Origin of the sequence: Rhizobium rhododendri (genome assembly GCF_007000325.2) — a bacterium.
GTDB lineage: Bacteria > Pseudomonadota > Alphaproteobacteria > Rhizobiales > Rhizobiaceae > Rhizobium > Rhizobium rhododendri.
Genome location: NZ_CP117267.1, coordinates 3688650 through 3709686 on the forward strand (window position 1 = coordinate 3688650; position 21037 = coordinate 3709686).

The 21037-nt window shown below is 60.3% G+C and carries 22 protein-coding genes; 15 read left to right on the plus strand and 7 right to left on the minus strand.

Annotation, left to right across the window (positions count from 1 at the left end):
- Positions 1-2: 2 nt before the first annotated feature.
- On the minus strand, positions 3-1031 hold the full coding sequence (locus PR018_RS17765; protein WP_142823818.1) for a sulfate ABC transporter substrate-binding protein: 1029 nt from the start codon (positions 1029-1031) through the stop codon (positions 3-5).
- A 248-nt stretch (positions 1032-1279) separates the two neighbouring features.
- Between PR018_RS17765 and PR018_RS17770 the strand changes: the two genes are divergently transcribed.
- Entirely contained in the window at positions 1280-2566 is a 1287-nt protein-coding gene (locus PR018_RS17770) for a nucleotide sugar dehydrogenase (RefSeq protein ID WP_142829107.1), read from the plus strand.
- On the opposite strand, the gene PR018_RS17775 is transcribed toward PR018_RS17770, so the two are convergent.
- Positions 2563-3489 (minus strand): UDP-glucose 4-epimerase family protein, encoded by a 927-nt coding sequence (locus PR018_RS17775; RefSeq protein ID WP_142823820.1) that lies wholly within the window; start codon positions 3487-3489, stop codon positions 2563-2565. The two genes, PR018_RS17770 and PR018_RS17775, sit on opposite strands and share 4 nt — an antisense overlap.
- A gap of 192 nt (positions 3490-3681) precedes the next feature.
- On the opposite strand from PR018_RS17775, the gene PR018_RS17780 reads away from it, so the two are divergent.
- From PR018_RS17780 to PR018_RS17820, 9 genes are all read left to right on the plus strand, one after another.
- Complete coding sequence (locus PR018_RS17780; RefSeq protein WP_142823821.1) at positions 3682-4257, plus strand: sugar transferase; 576 nt, start codon at positions 3682-3684, stop codon at positions 4255-4257.
- A 189-nt stretch (positions 4258-4446) separates the two neighbouring features.
- Complete coding sequence (locus tag PR018_RS17785) at positions 4447-5781, plus strand: O-antigen ligase family protein (protein WP_161990929.1); 1335 nt, start codon at positions 4447-4449, stop codon at positions 5779-5781.
- Between the two features lie 203 nt (positions 5782-5984).
- Entirely contained in the window at positions 5985-6464 is a 480-nt protein-coding gene (locus PR018_RS17790) for a chemotaxis protein CheW (protein ID WP_142823823.1), read from the plus strand.
- A 235-nt stretch (positions 6465-6699) separates the two neighbouring features.
- Positions 6700-6909, plus strand: a complete 210-nt coding sequence (locus PR018_RS17795) for a cold-shock protein (protein ID WP_111216365.1) — start codon at positions 6700-6702, stop codon at positions 6907-6909.
- A gap of 226 nt (positions 6910-7135) precedes the next feature.
- On the plus strand, positions 7136-7378 hold the full coding sequence (locus PR018_RS17800; RefSeq protein ID WP_111216367.1) for a DUF982 domain-containing protein: 243 nt from the start codon (positions 7136-7138) through the stop codon (positions 7376-7378).
- A 29-nt stretch (positions 7379-7407) separates the two neighbouring features.
- Positions 7408-7575, plus strand: coding sequence for a hypothetical protein (locus PR018_RS17805; protein WP_153816478.1), 168 nt, complete (start codon positions 7408-7410; stop codon positions 7573-7575).
- Positions 7575-8786: an efflux RND transporter periplasmic adaptor subunit gene (locus PR018_RS17810; protein ID WP_142823824.1), complete on the plus strand. Its 1212-nt coding sequence runs from the start codon at positions 7575-7577 to the stop codon at positions 8784-8786. Before PR018_RS17805 ends, PR018_RS17810 begins: the two co-directional genes overlap by 1 nt.
- A 3-nt stretch (positions 8787-8789) precedes the next feature.
- The gene (locus PR018_RS17815) at positions 8790-10751 is read left to right on the plus strand and encodes a MacB family efflux pump subunit (protein ID WP_142823825.1); all 1962 of its coding nucleotides are present in this window, start codon (positions 8790-8792) and stop codon (positions 10749-10751) included.
- Positions 10752-11138: 387 nt separating this feature from the next.
- Positions 11139-11609 carry a hypothetical protein gene (locus PR018_RS17820; protein WP_142823826.1) on the plus strand — a complete coding sequence of 157 codons (471 nt, stop codon included), beginning with the start codon at positions 11139-11141 and terminating at the stop codon, positions 11607-11609.
- Positions 11610-11635: 26 nt separating this feature from the next.
- On the opposite strand, the gene PR018_RS17825 is transcribed toward PR018_RS17820, so the two are convergent.
- Both PR018_RS17825 and PR018_RS17830 read right to left on the minus strand, forming a co-directional pair.
- Positions 11636-12907: an ATP-binding protein gene (locus tag PR018_RS17825; RefSeq protein ID WP_142823827.1), complete on the minus strand. Its 1272-nt coding sequence runs from the start codon at positions 12905-12907 to the stop codon at positions 11636-11638.
- On the minus strand, positions 12904-13635 hold the full coding sequence (locus PR018_RS17830) for a response regulator (RefSeq protein WP_142823828.1): 732 nt from the start codon (positions 13633-13635) through the stop codon (positions 12904-12906). Before PR018_RS17830 ends, PR018_RS17825 begins: the two co-directional genes overlap by 4 nt.
- A 203-nt stretch (positions 13636-13838) precedes the next feature.
- On the opposite strand from PR018_RS17830, the gene PR018_RS17835 reads away from it, so the two are divergent.
- Together PR018_RS17835 and PR018_RS17840 are read left to right on the plus strand one after the other, a co-directional pair.
- Entirely contained in the window at positions 13839-14276 is a 438-nt protein-coding gene (locus tag PR018_RS17835) for a hypothetical protein (RefSeq protein ID WP_142823829.1), read from the plus strand.
- A 130-nt stretch (positions 14277-14406) separates the two neighbouring features.
- Positions 14407-14667: a DUF2934 domain-containing protein gene (locus PR018_RS17840; protein WP_142823830.1), complete on the plus strand. Its 261-nt coding sequence runs from the start codon at positions 14407-14409 to the stop codon at positions 14665-14667.
- Between the two features lie 93 nt (positions 14668-14760).
- Here PR018_RS17840 and PR018_RS17845 read toward each other — a convergent pair whose 3' ends face one another.
- From PR018_RS17845 to ubiE, 3 genes are all read right to left on the minus strand, one after another.
- Complete coding sequence (locus PR018_RS17845; RefSeq protein WP_142823831.1) at positions 14761-15438, minus strand: spermidine synthase; 678 nt, start codon at positions 15436-15438, stop codon at positions 14761-14763.
- Positions 15439-15531: 93 nt separating this feature from the next.
- Entirely contained in the window at positions 15532-17106 is a 1575-nt protein-coding gene (gene ubiB, locus PR018_RS17850; RefSeq protein WP_142823832.1) for a 2-polyprenylphenol 6-hydroxylase, read from the minus strand.
- 64 nt (positions 17107-17170) lie between these two features.
- Positions 17171-17947, minus strand: coding sequence for a bifunctional demethylmenaquinone methyltransferase/2-methoxy-6-polyprenyl-1,4-benzoquinol methylase UbiE (gene ubiE / locus PR018_RS17855; RefSeq protein WP_142823833.1), 777 nt, complete (start codon positions 17945-17947; stop codon positions 17171-17173).
- 175 nt (positions 17948-18122) lie between these two features.
- Here ubiE and mutM point away from each other — a divergent pair, with 175 nt between their 5' ends.
- The 3 genes from mutM to rpsT all read left to right on the plus strand — a co-directional run bounded on the left by mutM (position 18123) and on the right by rpsT (position 20282).
- Positions 18123-19013 carry a bifunctional DNA-formamidopyrimidine glycosylase/DNA-(apurinic or apyrimidinic site) lyase gene (gene mutM, locus PR018_RS17860; RefSeq protein WP_142823834.1) on the plus strand — a complete coding sequence of 297 codons (891 nt, stop codon included), beginning with the start codon at positions 18123-18125 and terminating at the stop codon, positions 19011-19013.
- A 15-nt stretch (positions 19014-19028) separates the two neighbouring features.
- On the plus strand, positions 19029-19802 hold the full coding sequence (locus PR018_RS17865; RefSeq protein WP_142823835.1) for an enoyl-CoA hydratase: 774 nt from the start codon (positions 19029-19031) through the stop codon (positions 19800-19802).
- A 204-nt stretch (positions 19803-20006) separates the two neighbouring features.
- On the plus strand, positions 20007-20282 hold the full coding sequence (gene rpsT / locus PR018_RS17870) for a 30S ribosomal protein S20 (RefSeq protein ID WP_142823836.1): 276 nt from the start codon (positions 20007-20009) through the stop codon (positions 20280-20282).
- Positions 20283-21037 lie beyond the last annotated feature (755 nt).

A 21037-nucleotide genomic window follows, 5' to 3' on the forward strand; every position in this document is an offset into this window, starting at 1 on the left:
TCTTACTGTCCCGGCTTGTAGATCTTGTCGAAGATGCCACCATCCGCGAAGAATTTAGGTTGCGCCACCTTCCATCCGCCAAAATCGTCGATCGAGGCGAGCTTGAGGTTGGGGAAGCGGGCAATGTCTTTCGGGTCGGCGGCTGCAGGCTTGATCGGACGGTAATAATGCGCAGCCGCAATCTTTTGTCCATCGTCTGAATAGAGATAGTTCAGATAAGCCTCGGCAAGCTTCCGCGTGCCCTTCTTGTCGACATTGCCGTCGACAACGGCAACCGGCGGATCGGCCCGGATCGATACCGAAGGGGTGACGATCTCGAACTTGTCCGGCCCGAGTTCCTCGAGCGACAGGTAGGCTTCGTTCTCCCAGGCAAGCAAAACGTCGCCGAGGCCGCGTTGCACGAATGTCGTCGTCGCGCCACGGGCGCCGCTGTCGAGAACCGGCACATGCTTCAGAAGTTTAGAGAGGTATTCCTCCGCCTTGGCATCATCGCCGCCATTGGCCTCTTTTGCCCAGGCATACGCCGCAAGAATGTTCCAGCGCGCGCCACCTGAGGTTTTGGGGTTCGGAGTGATGACCTGGACGCCGTCCTTGATGAGATCGGGCCAGTCCTTGATAGCCTTGGGGTTGCCCTTGCGCACGAGGAAGACGATCGTCGATGTGTAAGGCACGCTCTTGTTGGGAAACTTGGTGTTCCAGTCTGCCGGTATCTTGTTGGTCGCCTTGGCGATCGCATCGATATCGCCTTCGAGCGCCAGCGTCACCACATCGGCGTTCAGCCCGTCGATAACGGAGCGAGCCTGGGCGCCCGAACCGCCGTGAGAGGCCTTCAGCTCGACCGTTTCGCCGGTGTCCTTCTTCCACTTGGCAGCGAAGGCGGCGTTGAAATCCTTGTAGAGTTCGCGTGTCGGGTCGTAAGACACGTTGAGCAGCGTCTGTTCGGCTGCAAACACGGATGCTAGTCCCGAGAGCGAAAAGCTGCCGATTAGCACTGCGGTGGCAAGAAGTCTGGATAGCCGTAGCGTCTGCATGAACACCTCCCTGATTGTGCCTCAACTCTACCAATCTGGTCGTATAATGTAACGGCGATTGTTCCCGCGACGCGCGCCAACGTGGAATTTCATCCCATAGACTCGCGAAAAATGAAATCACATTGCTGAGCGAAGCAGCTTGGCCCTGCAAATGCCGCAGAGACCGGATCTCATTGATCGGCAATCATGATTTAAGCTGACATTGCCGGTCCCTTTGCGTTAATTGCTCGAAATGCCTGAGGAATAAGTTGGTGAGCGAAAAAATTGCAGTGATAGGGCTCGGCTATGTTGGCCTGCCGGTCGCCATGGCCCTGGCCGACAAATACGCCGACGTGATCGGTTTCGATGTCAACCACGCGCGGATCGAAGACCTGAAAAATGGCCGGGACTCCACCCGAGAAGTATCGCCCGACCGCCTTCGCGAGACGTCGCTGCGCCTGTCGAGCAGCCTGGAAGACCTTGGCGACCGCACCGTATTCATCGTGGCGGTGCCGACGCCGATCGACAAGAACCGCCAGCCGGACTTGCGACCGCTTATCGCCGCCTCGCGCACCGTCGGCCAAGTGCTGAAGCCGGGCGCAATCGTCGTCTACGAATCGACCGTATTTCCTGGTGTCACGGAAGAAATATGCGGCCCGGTGCTGGCCGAAGTCTCCGGCCTGAAACAGGGCGAAGGCTTTCATCTCGGCTATTCGCCTGAGCGCATCAATCCCGGCGATCGCGAGCACACGTTCGAGCGAATCGTCAAAGTGGTGTCAGGCGATACGGCCGAAACGCTCGAACGGGTCGCGGCGATCTACAGCAGCGTCGTCGATGCCGGCATCCACCGCGCGACCAGCATCCGTGTTGCCGAGGCTGCCAAGGTCATCGAGAACACCCAGCGCGACCTGAACATCGCGCTGATGAACGAGCTGTCTATCATATTCGAAAAGATGGACATCCGAACCGCCGACGTTCTCGAGGCCGCGCGGACCAAGTGGAATTTCCTGCCCTTCACGCCAGGGCTGGTCGGCGGCCACTGCATCGGCGTCGATCCCTATTATCTGACGGCCAAGGCCGAGGAACTTGGCTACCATCCGGAAGTCATCCTGTCCGGCAGGCGGATCAACGATGGAATGGGAGCCTTCATCGCCCAGAAGCTGATCAAGATGCTGGTGTCGGCGGAAAAGCCCATCAACGGTGCGCGGATCGGCATCTTCGGCCTGACATTCAAGGAGAATGTCCCCGATCTGCGCAACAGCCGCGTGCCAGACATCATCCGCGAATTGCACCAGTTCGGCCTCAAGCCGCTGATCCACGACCCGATGGCCGATGCCGACGAGGCGGAACATGAGTATGACGTTCGGTTCACCGCCCTTGAAGCATTCCCGCCGCTCGATGCCGTCGTGCTTGCCGTTCCGCACCGCCAGTATCTCGCCGACGATGCCGGAGCCCTGCTCGGCCTGCTGAAACCTGGCGGCGTCGTGGTCGATGTGAAATCGGCGCTCCAACTCGATAATCCAGGCCTTGTGGGCCATGCCGTCTGGAGCCTCTAGCCTGGGAAAGCCTGCACCGTCAGCGCCACACCCTGTTCGCTTGAAAACGGTGGCGTCCAGCCGGTAATGCGGCGGGTCTCGCCGATATCGACTTGCAGCGAACCCAGCAGCCGTCTCGCCGCCGAACCCTTGCCCAGCATTGCCGCAGCCGCTTCGATGAGACGGGCTGGCACGGGCAGAAGCCAGGTCTTGCGACCCATTGCGCCAGAAATGCCGGCGATCAACTGCCCGATGGAAAGGTCCTCGCCGTCGCTGACGAGAAATGTGCGGTTGGCAGCGTTCGGGTGAGCGACGCAGAGGATGATGAAATCCGTCAGGTTGCCGACGAACAGCAGCGACCTTTTGTTGGAGATGAGACCGAAGGGGAGGGGCAGCCCGCGCCGCGCAAGGCGCATCAGGCTCGCGAAATTGGCTTTGACACCCGGACCGTAGATGAGTGGCGGACGGATCACGACGATGTCCATGCCCGTCTGCCTGCCGAGGTGAAACAGCGCCTGTTCTGCTTCCCATTTCGAAAGCCCGTAGGGATCCCTGGGCTCCGGCACGTCTGCGGCGGTGAAAGGCCGGCCTGGGGCCGTCTCCTCGCCGTTGACCTTGATCGAACTCACGAAAATGAAGCGTCGAGCGCCGGCTGCTGCGGCCTGGCGTGCCAGATTGAGCGTGGCGTCGACATTCGCGGCACGAAACGCAGCCAGCGGATCTGCCGCCGTATCATCCATGACATGCACGCGAGCGGCTAGATGAACCACGCAATCGATGCCGGCCAGCGCTTCGGTCCAGTCCGTGCGGGCGTCGATCGTGCCCACCGGATGAAATCCTGACGTAGGCAGACGACTGGCCGGACGAAAGGCAATCCCGCGCGCCGTAAGGTCCGCACAGAGCGCTGTGCCAACGAACCCGGTTGCCCCGGTCACCAATATCATGCGCCGGCCCCTGTGGTAGTTTCAAGCATTCGATCATCCCGCGTTTCTGTCTGCTATTAGCGCTATCAGCACTCAGGCGATAGACGTCGGGATGCGATCCAAAACCGGGAAAACAGGGTGCAAACGACAATCTGATTGTGAAATCGCCCCGGATATGAGATTCACGCCGAAATTTCTCTCCGGCAGTTCCAGATGTTGTACACCGTCTCCAAACGCAGTTTCGACCTGTTCGCAGCCCTTGCGGCAGCGATCCTGTTTTCGATTCCGATCCTGGTCGTGGCAATCTGTGTGCGCGCAACCTCGAAGGGGCCGGTGCTGTACTGGTCCGATCGGGTAGGCCGGGACAATCGCATTTTCCGGATGCCGAAATTTCGCAGCATGCGCGTCGATACGCCAGCCGTTGCGACCCATCTGCTTTCCGACCCGAAACGTTACCTGACGCCGATCGGCTCCTTCCTGCGCCGCTCCAGCCTCGACGAGTTGCCGCAGCTCTGGTGCATCCTCAAGGGTGAGATGAGCCTTGTCGGTCCGCGTCCAGCCCTCTTCAACCAGCAGGACCTGATCGAGCTTCGTACCGCCAGTGGCGTCCACACTCTGGTGCCGGGCCTGACCGGCTGGGCCCAGATCAACGGCCGCGACGAGCTGCCCATTCCCGACAAAGTACGGCTCGACGCCGAGTATCTGAAGCGTCGATCCTTCGCGTTCGATCTATGGATCATTCTCCTGACCGCCATGAAGGTGCTGGGGCGGGATGGCGTAACGCATTGAGCCGAGTGCGATCTTCTTGCCATGACGGCGTGAATTTCGAGCCCTGCTGCAGCTGAAACCCCTATCCCCTCTTTACAGCCAGCCGGCACCTCGGGATAAGCGTCAGGAGATTGTCCGGTCGGACACCCGAAGACCTCGACGAGGCCGGGGTCAATGCCCACCTACCTATCGGAGCGGTCAAGGGATATGATGACTACGTCGACTGCAGCGAAGCCGAATGCCCTTCTGACGATTATCATCAGTATCGCCTGGCTTTTCGCCGCCTCCGCGGTGTTCGTCGAAACGGATGCCTATCGCTATGCATCGGCAGTTCTCGCCATCATTGCCCTGGTCCATTTCCTGAAGATGCCGAACCGGCCCGCTACAAACTGGCTTGGCTGGCTGTGCATGGCGTGGGGCATCTATGTCGCGGTCCGCTTCCTTCGCTTCTACATCATGACGCATCCGCACGAGAGCGGCGCATCCGAGTGGCTCTACGCTTTCCCGTTTTTCTTCCCGATCCTGGGTGTTGCCTTTTCGATGACGGAAGGGCGGATCGAGCGCATCGTCGCAGCGTTTTTCGCGGTCGCCCTGGTGATGCTCGCGGCCACCACCGGATACGTGCGGATATTTGCCGGCGAAACGGTCAAGCCCCTGATCATGAACAACCAGATCCACGGGGCGGTCGCCTGCGGCCTTATCCTCTTGTCGGCCTATTTCTGGTGGCTTCACTACCTTTCCAACAGCGATGCGAAGCCGCTCCTGCGCCGATTTGGCCTTGTCGTCGCACCTGTAGTGATGATCCTCTGTCTCATCGCAATCTATGGCGCAAAGTCCAAGGGCGTCTGGCTGGCGCTGACCCTGACGTTGCCGATTGCTGGATTGTTGTCCCTGACCTATCTGCGCCTGCGTACCGGGCTGATCACCATCGTCGCTGCATCCATCCTGCTCGGTTGTGGCGCCTATGCCGTACGCCACAATCTCAACAAGACGGCCGGGCCGACTGTCGATGCGGCGATTTCCATGCTTGAAGGTTTTCACGCGCGTCGCGACTTCAACGGGGTCGTGCTCGGCACCATCGATTCCCCGACGACACCCGTCTCGATGGATGAGCGTTTGCAGCTCTGGTACGACGCCGGAGAACTCATTTCCTCGGCGCCGGTGTTCGGCTGGGGAAGCAAGTGGGTCGACCAGTTGAATGCCGCGCGCTATCCGAATGTCAGGTACACGCTGTTCCACAACGGCTATCTCGAAATCCTGGTGCGCTTCGGTATCTTAGGCGCGGTTATCATGTCTGTCATCCTCGGCGCGCTGTTCGTTTCGGTGTTTCGCGCCTTTCGCGCAGGCGTCATCCCGCGCGCCGCCTTCCACGTCTACACGGTCGGCCTGTTCTTCTTCGCTCTGACGCTACTCAGCAACTCGAACAACAGACTGGCGATCGGCGAAAGCCTGGCCCTCCTCAGTTCGGCCTTTGCCTGCTGGTGCAACATGCGAACCGCACACGACTACGATGCATTGCGGGAGGAGCCCGGCGCGAGAGGCTGAAAGTGCAACGCGCGAGCGAAGGATTGTCGCTGTCGGCATGCGAATATTCGAAAACTCTGCCGTTTGCTTAAAAGGGCAACCGCCCGTTTAATCAAAACGCAATTGTTACCCGTCATGGTAAGAGCGTCCAGGCGCCGCCATCCGCCTGTCAACGTTCGGGTCATTCGCTGGCAACGCAGCCGCCTCGGCCGGCAGGAGTTTTGATGAACATCGTCCACAAGCAATCGCATTCGAGCGGCGATACCCTCGAAATCCTCTCCTTCCACCTCAATGGCCAGGAATTTTGCGTACGCACGACGGCCATTCGCGAGATCCGCGGCTGGGATGCCGCAACGCCGATCCCCCATTCGCCGGCGGAGGTCATGGGCGTGATGAACTTGCGCGGCACGGTGATCCCGATCATCGACCTTTCGCTCAAGCTCGGCATGAAAAGCACCGTGCCAACCGAGCGCAGTGCCATCGTGGTCGCCGAAATCAACGAAACATCGATGGGCCTGATCGTCGACAGCGTATCCGATATCCTCACCATCGATGCCGCCCTGCTGCAACCGGTTCCCGACATGAACGTCCCCGGCGGCACGAGCTATTCCGATGGCATCATCGCTCAGGATAGCGGCATGATCTGCTTTCTCAATCTTGAGCGCATGTTCGAAGCATCCGGACTGGAAAACCTCGCCGCCTGAGCCGGCGGCTGACGACATCTGTGTTCGGTGACTTGCCCTGGTTGCCCCGGCTGATGGTCGACAGGTTGACATCAGGGCCACCGAACCCTATCTAAAGGTTGTCGATATTGCTTGTCTGACTTTTGTTATTGCGCGCATCTTGCGTGCCCTGGACGAACTTCCTTTCAAAATCGGGACTTCACCTCGCGGCGCTTTTTGCGCGGCGATCCTTCAAATTACATGAAAGGGTTTCGTCATGGCCACTGGCACAGTTAAATGGTTTAATTCCACAAAGGGCTTCGGCTTCATTCAGCCTGACAACGGCGATGCCGATGTTTTCGTTCACATCTCGGCCGTCGAACGCGCTGGCATGCGCGAAATCGTCGAAGGCCAGAAGCTCTCCTACGAGCTTGAGCGCGACAACAAGTCGGGCAAGATGTCCGCCGCTCAGCTTCAGGCTGCTTAAAGGTCTTTCTGTCCCGGCGGCGACAACGTAGCCGGGGCATGAACACCATCGGAAGGTCAGGCAATATGCCTGGCCTTTTTTGGTTGCAGTCGGTCTTCTCGCTGCAGGCAAACCCCTTCGTGTCCAGGCATCTCGAGCCGACACGCGCCAGCCTCCCGATCTAACCAAACAATCTGTACCGGCAACTTCATCCGAAACGGGTGACGATTGCGGCATTGGAGATATCATGCGCCCTACACGATGGAGCGAAATCGTCACGCTGACGGTCAAGCCAGGCGAACTCATAACCCTCAAGAACCCTGCTGAAGCGCTCGAGTTTCTGGACGGCCCATGGCCGGGCAGTCCCGGTCCACGCCATGCCGCTGCGCGCCGCTTTTGCCGCGCTGCTCTTGCTGGCAACAAGGATTCGGAAGACGCCCGCAAGGTCTTTGTCGAGGCAGCCCAGGAGGCCAACCTCAAGCCTCGCTGATTTCGAAGCCATATCCAGCGGATCGTCGCATGAACCATGCGGCAATCCCTAAAAAATACCAGTCCGGACACTTTTGGAAATATTCGGAAAAACGCCGTTCGCCGATGGATGTTATGCCCGGCGCAATGGAGAGTTTGATGATCCGATTGCTGCAGCCTGCCTGTCCCGCCTTTGACGTCGACGGGGAGAATTCCTGATGCGCCGTGCACTTTTATTCGTGCTCCTGCCGCTGCTGATCGTCGCTTCGGCAGCCTTCGTCTTTCGCGGCCGGCTGTTTGCGGCCGACGGACCGTCTTTCATCGTGGCCGCGGTGACGCGCGGCGATGTCGAGGAGACAGTTCTTGCCTCTGGCACCTTCAAGCCAGCGCAGATGGTGGCCGTTGGTGCGCAGGTTTCCGGCCGTATCACCGCCCTCAATGTCAAGCTTGGCGATACGGTGCAGAAAGGTGCGCTGGTTGCCGAGATCGATTCGGTCACCCAGAGAAACGAACTTCGCACGGCGCAGGCTTCCCTTGCCAACGTCAAGGCGCAGCGCGACGAGAGCGAGGCGGATCTTGAAAACGCCGAGATAACGCTAGCCCGCCAGCGGGCGATGTTTGCCAAGCAGGCCGGCCCGAAGTCCGACCTCGACAGTGCCGTCGCAACCGTCAAGAAAACGACCGCCGAGATCGCAGCTCTCGATGCCCAGATCACCTCTGCCCAGGTCGCCGTCGAGACAGCAGAGGCGAACCTTGCCTATACCCATATCACCGCGCCGATGGATGGCACCGTTCTGGCGATCGTCAATCAGCAGGGCCAGACCGTCAACGCTGCACAGTCGGCTCCGACCATTGTCATTCTCGGCCAATTGCAGACGATGACGGTGCGGGCCGAAATTTCGGAAGCCGATGTCGTCAAGGTCAAGGTCGGCCAGGCGATCGACTTCACCATCCTCGGCGATCCCGGAACGATCCACCGTACGGTGTTGCAGTCTATCGAGCCGGCGCCCGAATCGATCACCAGCGACAGCAGCATCAGTTCGTCGAGCACGACATCGAGTTCGTCCACCACTTCGTCGACATCGACCTCTGCGATCTACTACAACGGCATCTTCGATGTTCCCAATCCCGACGGCCGCTTCCGGACCTATATGTCCGCCGAGGTTCACATCGTGCTGGGCTCGGCGCGCGGCGTCCTCACCATACCTTCGGCAGCCTTGGGCGCCATGGGCGCGGATGGCCAGTACGATGTGCAGGTCGCCGCAACCGACAATTCGACGTCGATGCGCAAGGTGAAGATCGGTCTCAACAACAATGTCAGCGCCGAGGTCCAGTCCGGGCTGTCGGAGGGCGAGCGGGTCGTCGTCGGCGAGAGAAGTGCCACCCAGGCGACAACGAAAATGGGCGGGCCGCCACCGATGGGACTTTAGGCCATGGCCGAGCCAATCATCCGGCTAACCGATCTCAGGCGTGACTACCTTTCGGGCGACAGCACGATCAGCGTCCTCAAGGAGATCAACCTGTCGATCGAGGAGGGCGAGATGATCGCCATCGTCGGTCCCTCGGGGTCCGGCAAGTCGACGCTGATGAATATTCTGGGGCTGCTCGACAGGCCGACGTCGGGGACATATGCCGTCGCCGGCCAATCGACGCAAACGCTCGACAGCGATGCCCTTTCGAAGCTGCGCCGCGAGCATTTCGGGTTTATCTTCCAGCGCTATCACCTGCTGTCCGAACTGACCGCTCTCGGCAATGTCGAAGTCCCGGCCATCTACGCCGGCCAGTCATCTGCGCGCAGCATCCGCGCGCGGGAACTGCTTGTGCGGCTTGGTCTTGGAGATCGTCTCGGTCACAGGCCCGGCCAGCTTTCCGGCGGCCAGCAGCAGCGTGTCTCTATAGCCCGGGCGTTGATGAACAACGGCAACGTCATCCTCGCCGACGAGCCCACTGGCGCGCTCGACAGGCAGAGCGGTGGAGATGTCCTGCGCATTCTCAACGAGTTGAATGCCGAAGGCCATACGGTCATCATCGTCACCCACGACATGTCGGTCGCGGCCCACGCCAATCGCATCATCGAAATTTCCGACGGCTGCATCGTCGCCGATCGTCCTTCGGAAAAGGCTGCGTTGCCAACAGGCCCGGTATCCGCGATGGCGAGACCGGCACCGCAATCCGGCCCCGGCTGGCGGGCTGGCCTCGCCAGTCTGCGCGAAGCCTTCATCATGGCTGTTCTGGCGCTCAAGGCGCACCGGCTGCGCACTTTCCTGACGATGCTCGGGATCATCATCGGCATTGCCGCGGTCGTCTGCGTCGTCGCCCTGGGGCAGGGAACGCAGCAGAAGGTGCTTTCCAATATTAGTGGCCTCGGCACCAACACGCTGGAGATATTTCCGGGCAAGGGTTTTGGCGATCCCCGCGCCGGTCGCATCAAGACCCTGGTGGTCTCGGATGCCAACGCGTTGAGGCAGCTGAGCTATGTCGCGGCGGTGACGCCCACGGTTTCGACCAGCACCACCGTGCGGTTCGGCGCCAAGGAGGCCAATGCCCTGGTGAACGGCGTCGGCGACCAGTATTTTGTAGCCAAGGGCTCGAAGCTGACGAAAGGCCGGTTCTTCGATGACAGGGATGTCCGGGACATCACCCAGAACGCCGTCATCGACCAGAACACCGCATCGTCGCTGTTCGACCATACGGGGCTTGATCCGGTAGGCCAGATCATCCTGGTCGGCAAGACGCCGATCCGCGTCATCGGCGTCATTGCCATGCAGCAGGGCGGGTTCGGCTCCAGCGACAACCTGTCGGTCTATCTGCCCTATACCAGCGTCCAGGCACGCTTTCTCGGCGATATGTCGTTGCGCAGCATCACCGTGCGGGTGTCCGACGATGCATCGAGCTCGGTTGCAGAAGATGCCATCACGCAATTTCTGAAACGTCGCCACGCGGCGCAGGACTTCTCCATTCTGAACACGGACGACATCCGCAAGACGATCACCGCCACGGCCGAGACCCTGACGCTGCTGGTGGCGGCCATCGCCGTCATTTCCCTGCTCGTCGGCGGTATCGGGGTGATGAATATCATGCTGGTGTCGGTGTCCGAGCGGGTGGGTGAAATCGGCGTGCGGATGGCCGTCGGCGCCCGGCGCAAGGATATTCTCCAGCAATTCCTGATCGAAGCCGTGATTGTCTGTGCGCTCGGCGGCGCATTAGGCATTGCCACCGCGATGACCTTCGGCGCGGTCTTCAATGCGATCAGTACCAATTTCTCGCTGATCTATTCCGATGGCTCGATCGTGCTGGCGCTCGGCTTTTCATGCCTGATCGGCGTGGTGTTCGGCTTCATGCCGGCGCGCAACGCCTCGCTGCTGGATCCTGTCGCGGCGCTGGCGCGCGATTGACGCGAGGTGTCTGCGGCTTTCCAGGAAAAAGCCAGCTTCGCCAAGATGTGGGGCATGGTGACGAAGCTGGCCGATCGATGCTAATCAGGAAGCAGCGAACCACCAAAATTTACAGCACTGCGCGGCAGAAACATTTCCAAGCATTGCTGAAAGAAGGTCATTCTGCGGAAATTGGTGTCTCAATATGCCCGCCTCTTTCTCTGTTGACCCGACATGCGTTCATGACAGGTGTCGCTGCTGGTTAAGTAATTGATTTAAATGACTAATAATCAATATCCGGAGGCGCGTCGAAAGTGCGGTTGCAAAGGAGCCAAAACGGGCCGTTTACCACCGCTTAATTGAACGCGCGCGAACGTGATGTCTCAATTCATCACGGGGGATAGCATCATGGTCAGCGCGGTTTCGAGTTCCACAATCTCGCTCTTTACGGCATCAACGACGTCTTCTTCGTCTTCCTCCTCGTCTACCGGCGCGAGCGACGAGACGACCATCAAGGCCCAGATCGCGGCCAAGAAAGCGGAGCTAGCCGATACAAAGGATGCCGACGATGCCAAGACGTTGAAAGCGGATATCGCGACATTGCAGGCAAAGCTCGATAAGATCGAAGCCGCAGCCACCGCAAGCGCCCAGTCCGGCACGGCTGCTGGCGGCAAATCTGGCGGCACACAGCCATCCGCCACTGCGGGTCCGGCTCAATCTGGTGCGTCCGCCAAGGCAACACCGTCCGATAGTGCAACGGCAAACAGCACCAGCGCGGACGACGAGGCATCATCGCCGATGTCCGGCGAAAGCGACCGCATCGGCACCACCAACTTCACCGCCGATACAAGCTTCGGCCAGCGCACGGCCTACCTCTGAAATGGCAGTGTGTGGGGCAGTGGGCCCTAGGACTGCGCCTCCTGTAAGGCGGTCGCCTTGAATGTGATCACCTGAGCAAGGCCGCCTGTGGTTCTGTTGCGAACCGCAATCTCGCCATCGAAGCGGGAAATGATTTCCTTGGCGATTGCCATCCCAAGCCCTGCGCCAGGGAAGGATTTCTGCCGGGCGATGTCGATCCGGAAGAACGGCTCGAACACCTGGCTCAGTCGCTCCTCGGGGATGCCCGAGCCCGTGTCGTTGATCTCGACCTTGGCAATGCCATTGGTCTCGGTCACCGAAACGGTGGCGGATTCACCGTGGGTAGCAGCATTGATCAGCAGGTTTCTTAGCGCACGCGTCAGGGCCAGCGGCCCGACACGCACAATCGTCTGCTCTGTCGTTGCTACCGAGACATCCATGCCGATTGCCGCGAGTTCGTCGACGATATCCGTGACGACAAGATCCAGCCTGATGTCCTGAAGGCTGTCGTGATTGACTTCTTCCCGCACCAGGCCGATCGCGCTGTCGGCGATCTGGTCGAGTTCCTCCAGGTCGGCAAGCCATTTCCGGCGCTCGATATCGTCGGCGATGAACTCGGCACGCAAGCGCATCCGGGTCATCGGCGTTCTAAGGTCATGTCCGGCTGCAGCGACCAGCCGCATGCGGCTTTCCGTGGCGCTCTTGACCTTGGCCGACAACCGGTTCAGCACCTGCGCCGTCACGCGGATTTCGCCAGGACCTGTTTCCGGTACATGCGGCAGCGTTCCATCGGGGCCGATCTCGCCCAGCACTTTCTCCAGCAGGCGCAGCGGCTTGATGATTTTCGAGGCAGCGACGATGGAGATCACGACGCTACCGGCGACTATGAGGCTGAGCCAGCCGATGAGAATTTTCCAGCCGCCGGGCGGCGGGCCGAAATTCGGCATCGGCACCAGTAGCCATTTTCCGCTGGCAAGCTTGATCGATGCCGTTGTGCCGGCTGTCTCATCCTGTCTGGTGACGAAGGCTTCCAGCGGCTCGCCGGTACGGCTCAGTCCTTCCGTCAGGAAATTGGAAAAGCGCTCATCGCGCTCACCTGCGGCAGGTTCATCAGAGATCACCATGCCGCGGGATGCCGCTTCTTCAGCGTTGTGCTCGGCGACATTGGCAAGCCAGTGCATCTGCCGCGCCACGGGGTCCATGGTCTCCTCAGGCCTGGGCCCACGCATGACAAGTGCTGCGGCCAGCGACGAGGTGATGACGACCAGCACGATTGCGGTCACCAGCAGTAGTGCAAGGCGCGTACCGAGCGATTTCATGCCTCGCCCTTTACGGCTGTCACCGGAACGACGAGCTGGTAGCCGCCGTTGCGGATCGTTCGGAAAATCGGCATCTCCGGCGTCTCGCCGAGTTTTCGCCTGAGGCGGCTCATCAGAACGTCGATCGACCGGTCAGCCGGATCGCGGTCACGGCCCTGGGTGACATCGAGTAGTTGGTCACGTGACAAGAGGCGCCCGGAACGCTCTAGGAATGCCTTCAGCAGGTCGAACTCGGCGCCGGTCAGGCCGATGATCTCGCCGGTGTCCCGGGTCACACGCCGCAACTGCGGATCGAGCTTCATGCCTGCGAACTCGTAACTCTGGCGCTGGGGCTCGGTTTCTGCTTCGTCGTTGGAACGGCGCAACACGGCGCGGATGCGGGCGGCCAGCTCGCGTGGATTGAAAGGCTTGCCGAGATAGTCGTCGGCACCAATCTCCAGGCCGAGAATCCGGTCGATGTCTTCCTTCAGCGCCGTCAGCAGGATTACCGGCACCCGCGGCCGTCGGCCCCAGAGATCGCGGCAAAGGTCGAGCCCGGAGCCATCCGGAAGCATGACGTCGAGAACCAGCAGATCGGGGGTGCGGCGGCTCATCGCCTCGTTACAGCCGCGCAGATCGCCAGCCGTCGATACCCTGAACCCCTGCTCTTCGAGATAACGGCTGAGCAGCGTCCGGATTTCATGGTCGTCGTCGACGATGAGGATGTCGGGGGAAGCATTGTTGTTCATGATCAAAAATCCAGTTCAGCAAAGCTTTATACAAACCGGGCGGTATGAGAAGGGCATCGACAACTGCGGCCAGCCAGAAAATAGCCCGGACGGCCAGGTTCACAAAAAATCCTTTTGCGAGAAAAGTTCAGACATCTAGGGAAAGGTGCCGTTCACACGCCATGGTTAGCGTCTGCACCATAGAAGCGAATCAAGGAGCGGAAATGCGCCATTCCCACGATCTTTCAGACACGTCACTTGGCCATGTCAGCCATGTTTCCAATGGCGACGCCGATCTCGTTGAACTCTGCTCCCGGATCCGGACGGCAAGCGGCTCCTCTGCCAGGGAGTTACCGGCGTTGGTGCTGCGTTATCTGGCAAGCAGCCTGCATCGGATCGAAATCGACATTTATGTCGAGGAGTGCCTGCCGATGGTTTGCGACGCATCCCATGCCTTCGTTCGCGCCATGGGTACGTTCAGCCCGCGCAAAGCCGATGACAGCCTTGTGGAGCAGAGCCGTATGCGGCTGATAGAGGCCCTCGAGACGCTGGCCGACGAGATCAGGCTTTGCAAGATCCGCACGGCACCTTTTGCGCACATCGAGCGGCGGCCGATTGGCCAGCAGGACCTGGCAGACGGGTCTCTGGCCTCGGCAAGGTAGGTTTTTTGTATCGCTCGTTGCCGGTCAGTGATCTGCGTATCCGGTCCTAAAACCGTTGATCCGGGAACTTCTTCCCCTCCTTTTGGTTTATCGCTGCCGAGAGGCAGTTTTTGCCAAGAGGAGGATGACTATGCAAGACGACCGCGAACAGCAGATCAGGGACCGCGCGTACAGCATCTGGGAAGAGCAGGGACGCCCCCAGGGTGAAGACATGCGCCACTGGCTGCAGGCCTGGCAGGAAATCTCGAACGCAGATATCCCGGCGGAAGATGCCAATGCAATGACGCTTCCCGATAGCGCCGAAGCTACCGTCAAAAAGCCAGCGGTCGCTAACGCCCGCCACGGCAATGGCGCTACACAACCCAAAGCCAGCCGCAAAAAGAAGTCCTGAACAGGCGGCGATGAGGGGCTCCGGCGCCGTCGCGCCATGCGATTGAATGCCGGCTAATGATCTACTATTGCTCCTCTCCCGTCGAACCTGCTCCTATTGCGATTTGACGGCTATCCAGATCATATGGCGGGCGCCGCCACGTTTGCCGTTAGCGCGCGTGGCTACCTCTTCCGCCGAAAACCGGGCGTCCCGCAGCCGTTTGGTAAAACGCGTGTCGGGACCAGAGGACCACACTGCCAGAACACCGCCGGGGCGCAGGGCGTCACGGGCGGCGAGCAAGCCCTTCCGATCGTATAACCCGTCATTGGCCGCGTGCGTCAGTCCGTCCGGGCCATTGTCTACGTCGAGCAGGATGGCATCGTAGCTGTCGCGACCGTTCTGAATGGCGGCGGCCACGTCTCCCTCGTGGATCGCAACGCGTGGATCGTCGAGGCTTCCGGAGAAAATCTCTGCCATCGGGCCGCGTGCCCAGGCGACCACGGCCGGCACAAGCTCCGCCACGGTCACCCGGGCATCGCTGCCGATCGCACCCAGTGCCGCCCGCAATGTGAACCCCATGCCGAGCCCGCCGATCAACAGGTGCGGCGACGGCCGACCGGCAATCCTCTCGCAGGCAAGCGTTGCCAAGGCTTCTTCGGAGCCGCTGAGCCTGCTGTTCATCAACTCGTTGCTGCCGAGCATGATAGAGAACTCGCGGCCTCGTTGCTTCAGCCGCAGTTCGCCGCCACCGTTGGGGATGGATGCGGTATCAAGCAGGGTCCATGGTATCACGGGGCGGCTCTTCGATGTTGGTTACGGTGGTGGTCATCTCCGGTGGCTGGAGGCACTGCCGGGCACTGGCGATAAAGTTGTTCAGCCACGCTTCTAGCTCAGTTTCCAGGCGATGTAGATCAGCGTCAGCGCGATCAGCCAGAGCGCCAGGCGACCAGACCGCGTGTGGCGGGCCTCGGCCTTGCCGATCGCCTCGGCGGTCTCGTTGTCGAAGCGCAGCCCGTTCTGGCTCATGGCCAGCAGCTGGCGGTGGAACAGTTCGGTCTTGGCGGCAATTTCGGGCACGGCCTCGGCCAGTTTGACGCCGGCCTTCAAGGCATCCTGCAGATCGCCGATAATACGCTTCGGACCGAGATTGTTGCGGATCCATTCGCCGACGACGGGCTCCGACGCCTTCCACATATTGAAGCGCGGATTGAGCATGCGGGAGACGCCCTCGACCACGACCATGGTCTTCTGCAGCATCACCAGTTCGGGTCGCGTTTCCATGTCGAACAGCTCGGTCACCTCGAACAGCAGGGTCAGCAGCTTGCCCATCGAGATCGTTTCTGCCGGCTGGCCATGGATAGGCTCGCCGATGGCTCGGATCGCCTGGGCGAAGCTCTCCGTGTTGTGGTGGGCCGGTACATAACCCGCCTCGAAATGCACTTCGGCGACGCGCAGGTAATCGCGGGTGATGAACCCGTAGAGGATTTCCGCGAGGAACCGCCGCTCCTTCTTGCCCAGACGACCGACGATTCCCATGTCGACGGCGACGATGATGCCCTGCGGATCGACGAAGAGATTGCCCGGATGCATGTCGGCATGGAAAAAGCCGTCGCGCAGCGTGTGCCGCAGGAACGACTGGATAAGCGTATCCGCGAGGCGGTTGAGATCATGTCCGGAAGCGCGGAGCGCATCGACATCGGACATCTTGATGCCGTCGATCCACTCCATGGTGATGACGTCGCGACCGGTGCGCTCCCAATCGACCTTCGGGACGCGGAAGCCTTCGTCGCCTGCGGTGTTCTCTGCAATTTCCGACAGTGCCGAGGCCTCCAGCCGCAGGTCCATCTCGACCCTGGTCGTCTGCTCCAGCGCCTTCGTCACCTCGACAGGCCGCAGCCGCCGGCTCGAGGGCACGAACCGCTCCTGTAAGCCTGCCACCAGATACATGACGGCGATGTCGTTGGCGAAGCGCTGGCGCACGCCCGGCCGTATGACCTTGATCGCTACCTTGCGCAGGCCATCGGCCGTCCTCACCTCGGCCGGGTGCACCTGTGCGATCGAGGCTGCGGCAATCGGTTCGCCGACGCTGGCATAGAGATCGTCGAGCGACCGGCCAAGCGAGCCTTCGATATTGGCCTTGGCGGCGGCCATCGGAAAGAACGCCATGCTGTCCTGAAGCTGCGAAAGGTCATTGGCAAATTCGATACCGACGACATCCGGCCGCGTTGCCAGGAACTGGCCGATTTTCGCATAGGAAGGTCCGAGCCGCTCGACTGCCTTCGACAGCCTGTCGCTGCGCGCCTTGGTTTTCGAGCGGCGGCGGGCAAACAGCGCCACGAAGGACTTGGCAAGGCTGACCGATGGCGGCAAGCCTTCGGAGGGTAAGGCCTCGACAACGCCTTCCCGCACCAGGACCCAGCCAACCCGGATCAGGCCAAAATATCCGCCGAAAGAGCTCATGCTGTTGTTTCTCTGTCTGCTGCGCCGGGCAGCGCAAGCTTCTGGACCTCTGTCCGCCCCATGCCTAGAGCTTCCAGCCGGAATGCAGTGCCGCAATGCCGCCGGTGTAGTTGGTGAAGGTGACGCGACTGAAGCCGGCCTGGCGGATCATCGTTGCAAAGTCCTGCTGGTTGGGAAACTTGCGGATCGATTCCACCAGATACTGATAGGGCTCGGCCTCGCCGGTAATGGCCTTTCCAAAGCGCGGAATGGCGTTGAACGACCATGCGTCGTAGACTTTGTCGAGCAAGGGCAGGTCGACCTCGGAAAATTCCAGCACCAGCAGCCGGCCACCGCGCTTCAACACCCGATGGGCTTCCTTCAACGCCACGTCGATGCGGGGCACGTTGCGGATGCCGAAGGCGATCGTGTAGGCGTCAAAGCTGTTGCCCTCGAACGGCAGGTCCTCGGCGTTGGCTTCGACGAAAGTCAGGTTTTCAGAAATCTTCTTCTTTTCTGCCCGGTCGGCCCCGACCGCCAGCATCGAGCCATTGATGTCGAGCACGGTTGCGTGGGCCAGCTTGCCGGATGCCTCAACGATGCGGAAGGCGATATCGCCCGTGCCGCCGGCAACATCGAGCACCTTGTAGGACGGGTCCTTGCGCGGATGAAGGGCTGAGATCATCGCGTCTTTCCAGGCGCGGTGCAGGCCCATAGACATCACATCGTTCATGACGTCGTAGCGCTTAGCCACCTTGTGGAACACGTCGTTGACGAGGGCCTGCTTCTCGCCTTCAGCCACGTCGCGAAATCCGTAGGATGTCTCCATGCCGCCATCGGCGGCGGTGCGGCTCTTTGCCATCACTCAACTCCCTTGTCTAAATCGCCGCCGGCTGTGGCGAAAATGCTGGTGCCACGCTATCTGACTGGCCGATGCCACGGCACGTTGTCGTTGGTTTAGAACATGGCCGCTGGAAAGCAAAGCGCATTTGGTCGCGGTCCCTGCTGCTGCCGGTCACACCTGAAGATGGATTGTCATGCCCGAATTACCAGAGGTCGAAACCGTGCGGCGTGGCCTTGCCCCGGCGATGGAAGGGGCAGTGATAGAGCGGCTGGAGCTGCGCCGGGGGGACCTGCGCTTTCCGTTTCCGCTAGAATTTGCAGCATCCATAGCGGGCCAGCGGATCGCATCCCTTTCGCGCCGCGCCAAGTATCTGTTGATCGATCTTGACAACGGCATGACCGTCGTCGCCCATCTCGGCATGTCCGGCTCGTTCCGCATCGAGGCTGGGGAGGCGGCCGTTACGCCCGGCGACTTTCACCACCCGCGCTCCAAGAACGAGGTTCACGATCACGTCATCTTCCACTTGGCGCGCAACGGCGAGGCCATGCGTGTCGTCTACAACGATCCACGGCGTTTCGGTTTCATGGATATCGTTGCCCGGGCGGAGATGGCTGCACACCCTTTTTTCCGCGATCTCGGTCCCGAGCCCACCGGCAATGCGCTGAGCCCGGAAGGGCTGGCAAAGCGTTTTTCCGGCAAGGCCCAGCCGCTGAAAGGCGCGCTGCTCGACCAGAAAACGATTGCCGGCCTCGGCAATATCTATGTCTGCGAAGCTCTCTGGCGGGCTCACCTGTCGCCTTTGCGTGCCAGCGGAACATTGTCGACAAAGACCGGCAAGCCGCGCGAGACGCTGGTGCGGCTGGTGGCCTGCATACGTGACGTCATCGCCGATGCGATCGCTGCCGGAGGGTCGTCGCTGCGCGATCATATCCAAACGGACGGTTCGCTCGGCTATTTCCAGCATTCCTTTTCTGTCTACGACCGGGAAGGCGAGGCTTGCCGGACAGAGGGCTGCGGCGGTAAGGTCGGCCGAATAGTCCAGGCCGGCCGCTCTACCTTCTATTGTGCCACCTGCCAGAAATGATGCGAGGAGATGTCGATGGCCTATGAAACCCTGATCGTCGAAACCCACGACGCCGTCGGCCTGATCAGGCTCAATCGCCCGCAGGCGCTGAACGCGCTGAATTTGACCATGCTCTCGGAGTTGAAGACAGCCTATGCGGCTTTCCACGCGGACGACGCCATCGGTGCCATCGTCCTGACAGGCTCGGACAAGGCCTTCGCCGCCGGCGCCGATATCAAGGAGATGCAGTCGCTGGACTTCGTCGATGTCTACAAGAGCGACTTCCTGGGCGGCTGGGACGATATCGCCAAGGCACGCAAGCCGGTGATCGCGGCCGTTGGCGGCTTTGCGCTGGGCGGAGGCTGCGAGCTCGCAATGATGTGCGATTTCATCATCGCCGCCGAGACTGCAAAATTCGGGCAGCCCGAGATCACGCTCGGCATCATCCCCGGCATGGGCGGCTCCCAGCGCCTGACGCGGGCTGTCGGCAAGGCCAAGGCCATGGACATGGTGTTGACCGGCCGGATGATGGATGCGGCTGAGGCCGAAAGGTCGGGGCTGGTGGCGCGCGTTGTACCGGCCGAGGCGCTCGTGGAAGAAGCGCTCAAAGCCGCTGCGAAGATTGCCTCGCATTCGCGTCCTTCCGTGCTGATGGCCAAGGAGGCTGTCGGCCGCGCCTTGGAAACGACACTGGAGGAAGGACTTCGCTTCGAGCGTCGCCTGTTCCAGAGCCTCTTTGCCACCGAAGACCAGAAGGAAGGCATGGCGGCTTTCGTTGCCAAGCGTAAGCCAATGTTCAAAAACCGCTGATGCTAAAAGCGCCGGTGGAAAACGCGCTGCTGATTGGTTTTTGGCGAAACCGCGTTGACGGACCTCCGCTTTAAGGCTATATGCCCGCCACAGTTTGGAAAGCCTATCTGGTTTTCCGCGATTGCTCCCGCATTGCTGGATGACAGGACCACACGGTCCGGCACGACGGTGACGGGACTTTGTTCGAATTCTAGAGAGGCATACATGGCCAATACAAGCTCGGCAAAAAAGGCGACCCGCAAGATCGCTCGCCGCACAGACGTCAACAAGGCGCGCCGTTCGCGCGTTCGTACTTTCGTTCGCCAGATCGAAGAAGCAATCGCTTCCGGCGACGTGGCTCTGGCAACTGCAGCCTTCAAGGCTGTCGAACCAGAACTGGCACGCGCTGCCAGCAAGGGCGTGGTACCGGCCAACACGGCATCGCGCAAAGTCTCGCGTCTTGCCAAGCGTGTTAAGGCTCTGTCGGCTCCTGCCGCTTAAATTACAGTAACGATTGCAGCGTTTAGCTCCAAGCCCGGTCCTTAGCCGGGCTTTTTGGATTCGGATTTTTTCCACCGCCTGATGACGGCAGCATGTCTGATTAATGTCTTTCCTGTGACACGAAAAGAAGTTGTAAATCAGAGGCTTGGCTCAATTGCATAAGGTGAATTGCGGCTTTTTCTGACAAATTCCGCCGCTCACTGAGTCAAGAACTTTATTATTTTTTTTGATTCCAGACGTGTCGAATTTGCATCAGAGGTGAATCCCCTTGATTCAAAAGCGATTCTTTTTTGACAGGGGCGTGACAGCCAAAATTGGCTCCCGGAGTCAATGGCAAACCCTCCGACAAGCGCAAAAATGCCCGTTGATCTTGGCAGCCGATCCTGCCTAAATGATTTCCAACAAGGGGCACGGCTTAATCCGAAACGGCTTTGGCGAACGCTGCCAGTTCAGGCAGGGTGGATAGTTTTGTTTCTTGTGGCGGAGCGTTAGTTTCCGTTTTTTCATAAAGTTGACGCGTTCGGACAAGATGACAGCAATGTCTCCTGACGGCCGACGTGTGTCCTGATGGCACGGTCCATATGCCGGATTGTCAGGAGCTGTGACAAGATTGAACAGCCACTCTGGCGGGTCGGTCGGTAAGCGAGGACCGAGAGACTGCGCTTGGGCGAGACGATCGAAGACGGGGGCCGCTTGAGTGCGGTGTTCGTCACAGGTCTTGCGCTGGCTCTATGAGGAGCTGTGGAGAATAAACG

Coding starts and splice junctions, on each gene's coding strand:
- PR018_RS17765 (WP_142823818.1), bottom strand. CDS start 1,031: ATGCAGACGCTACGGCTATCCAGACTTCTTGCCACCGCAGTGCTAATC.
- PR018_RS17775 (WP_142823820.1), bottom strand. CDS start 3,489: ATGATATTGGTGACCGGGGCAACCGGGTTCGTTGGCACAGCGCTCTGT.
- PR018_RS17780 (WP_142823821.1), top strand. CDS start 3,682: ATGTTGTACACCGTCTCCAAACGCAGTTTCGACCTGTTCGCAGCCCTT.
- PR018_RS17785 (WP_161990929.1), top strand. CDS start 4,447: ATGACTACGTCGACTGCAGCGAAGCCGAATGCCCTTCTGACGATTATC.
- PR018_RS17790 (WP_142823823.1), top strand. CDS start 5,985: ATGAACATCGTCCACAAGCAATCGCATTCGAGCGGCGATACCCTCGAA.
- PR018_RS17795 (WP_111216365.1), top strand. CDS start 6,700: ATGGCCACTGGCACAGTTAAATGGTTTAATTCCACAAAGGGCTTCGGC.
- PR018_RS17800 (WP_111216367.1), top strand. CDS start 7,136: ATGCGCCCTACACGATGGAGCGAAATCGTCACGCTGACGGTCAAGCCA.
- PR018_RS17805 (WP_153816478.1), top strand. CDS start 7,408: ATGAACCATGCGGCAATCCCTAAAAAATACCAGTCCGGACACTTTTGG.
- PR018_RS17810 (WP_142823824.1), top strand. CDS start 7,575: ATGCGCCGTGCACTTTTATTCGTGCTCCTGCCGCTGCTGATCGTCGCT.
- PR018_RS17815 (WP_142823825.1), top strand. CDS start 8,790: ATGGCCGAGCCAATCATCCGGCTAACCGATCTCAGGCGTGACTACCTT.
- PR018_RS17820 (WP_142823826.1), top strand. CDS start 11,139: ATGGTCAGCGCGGTTTCGAGTTCCACAATCTCGCTCTTTACGGCATCA.
- PR018_RS17825 (WP_142823827.1), bottom strand. CDS start 12,907: ATGAAATCGCTCGGTACGCGCCTTGCACTACTGCTGGTGACCGCAATC.
- PR018_RS17830 (WP_142823828.1), bottom strand. CDS start 13,635: ATGAACAACAATGCTTCCCCCGACATCCTCATCGTCGACGACGACCAT.
- PR018_RS17835 (WP_142823829.1), top strand. CDS start 13,839: ATGCGCCATTCCCACGATCTTTCAGACACGTCACTTGGCCATGTCAGC.
- PR018_RS17840 (WP_142823830.1), top strand. CDS start 14,407: ATGCAAGACGACCGCGAACAGCAGATCAGGGACCGCGCGTACAGCATC.
- ubiB (WP_142823832.1), bottom strand. CDS start 17,106: ATGAGCTCTTTCGGCGGATATTTTGGCCTGATCCGGGTTGGCTGGGTC.
- ubiE (WP_142823833.1), bottom strand. CDS start 17,947: ATGGCAAAGAGCCGCACCGCCGCCGATGGCGGCATGGAGACATCCTAC.
- mutM (WP_142823834.1), top strand. CDS start 18,123: ATGCCCGAATTACCAGAGGTCGAAACCGTGCGGCGTGGCCTTGCCCCG.
- PR018_RS17865 (WP_142823835.1), top strand. CDS start 19,029: ATGGCCTATGAAACCCTGATCGTCGAAACCCACGACGCCGTCGGCCTG.
- rpsT (WP_142823836.1), top strand. CDS start 20,007: ATGGCCAATACAAGCTCGGCAAAAAAGGCGACCCGCAAGATCGCTCGC.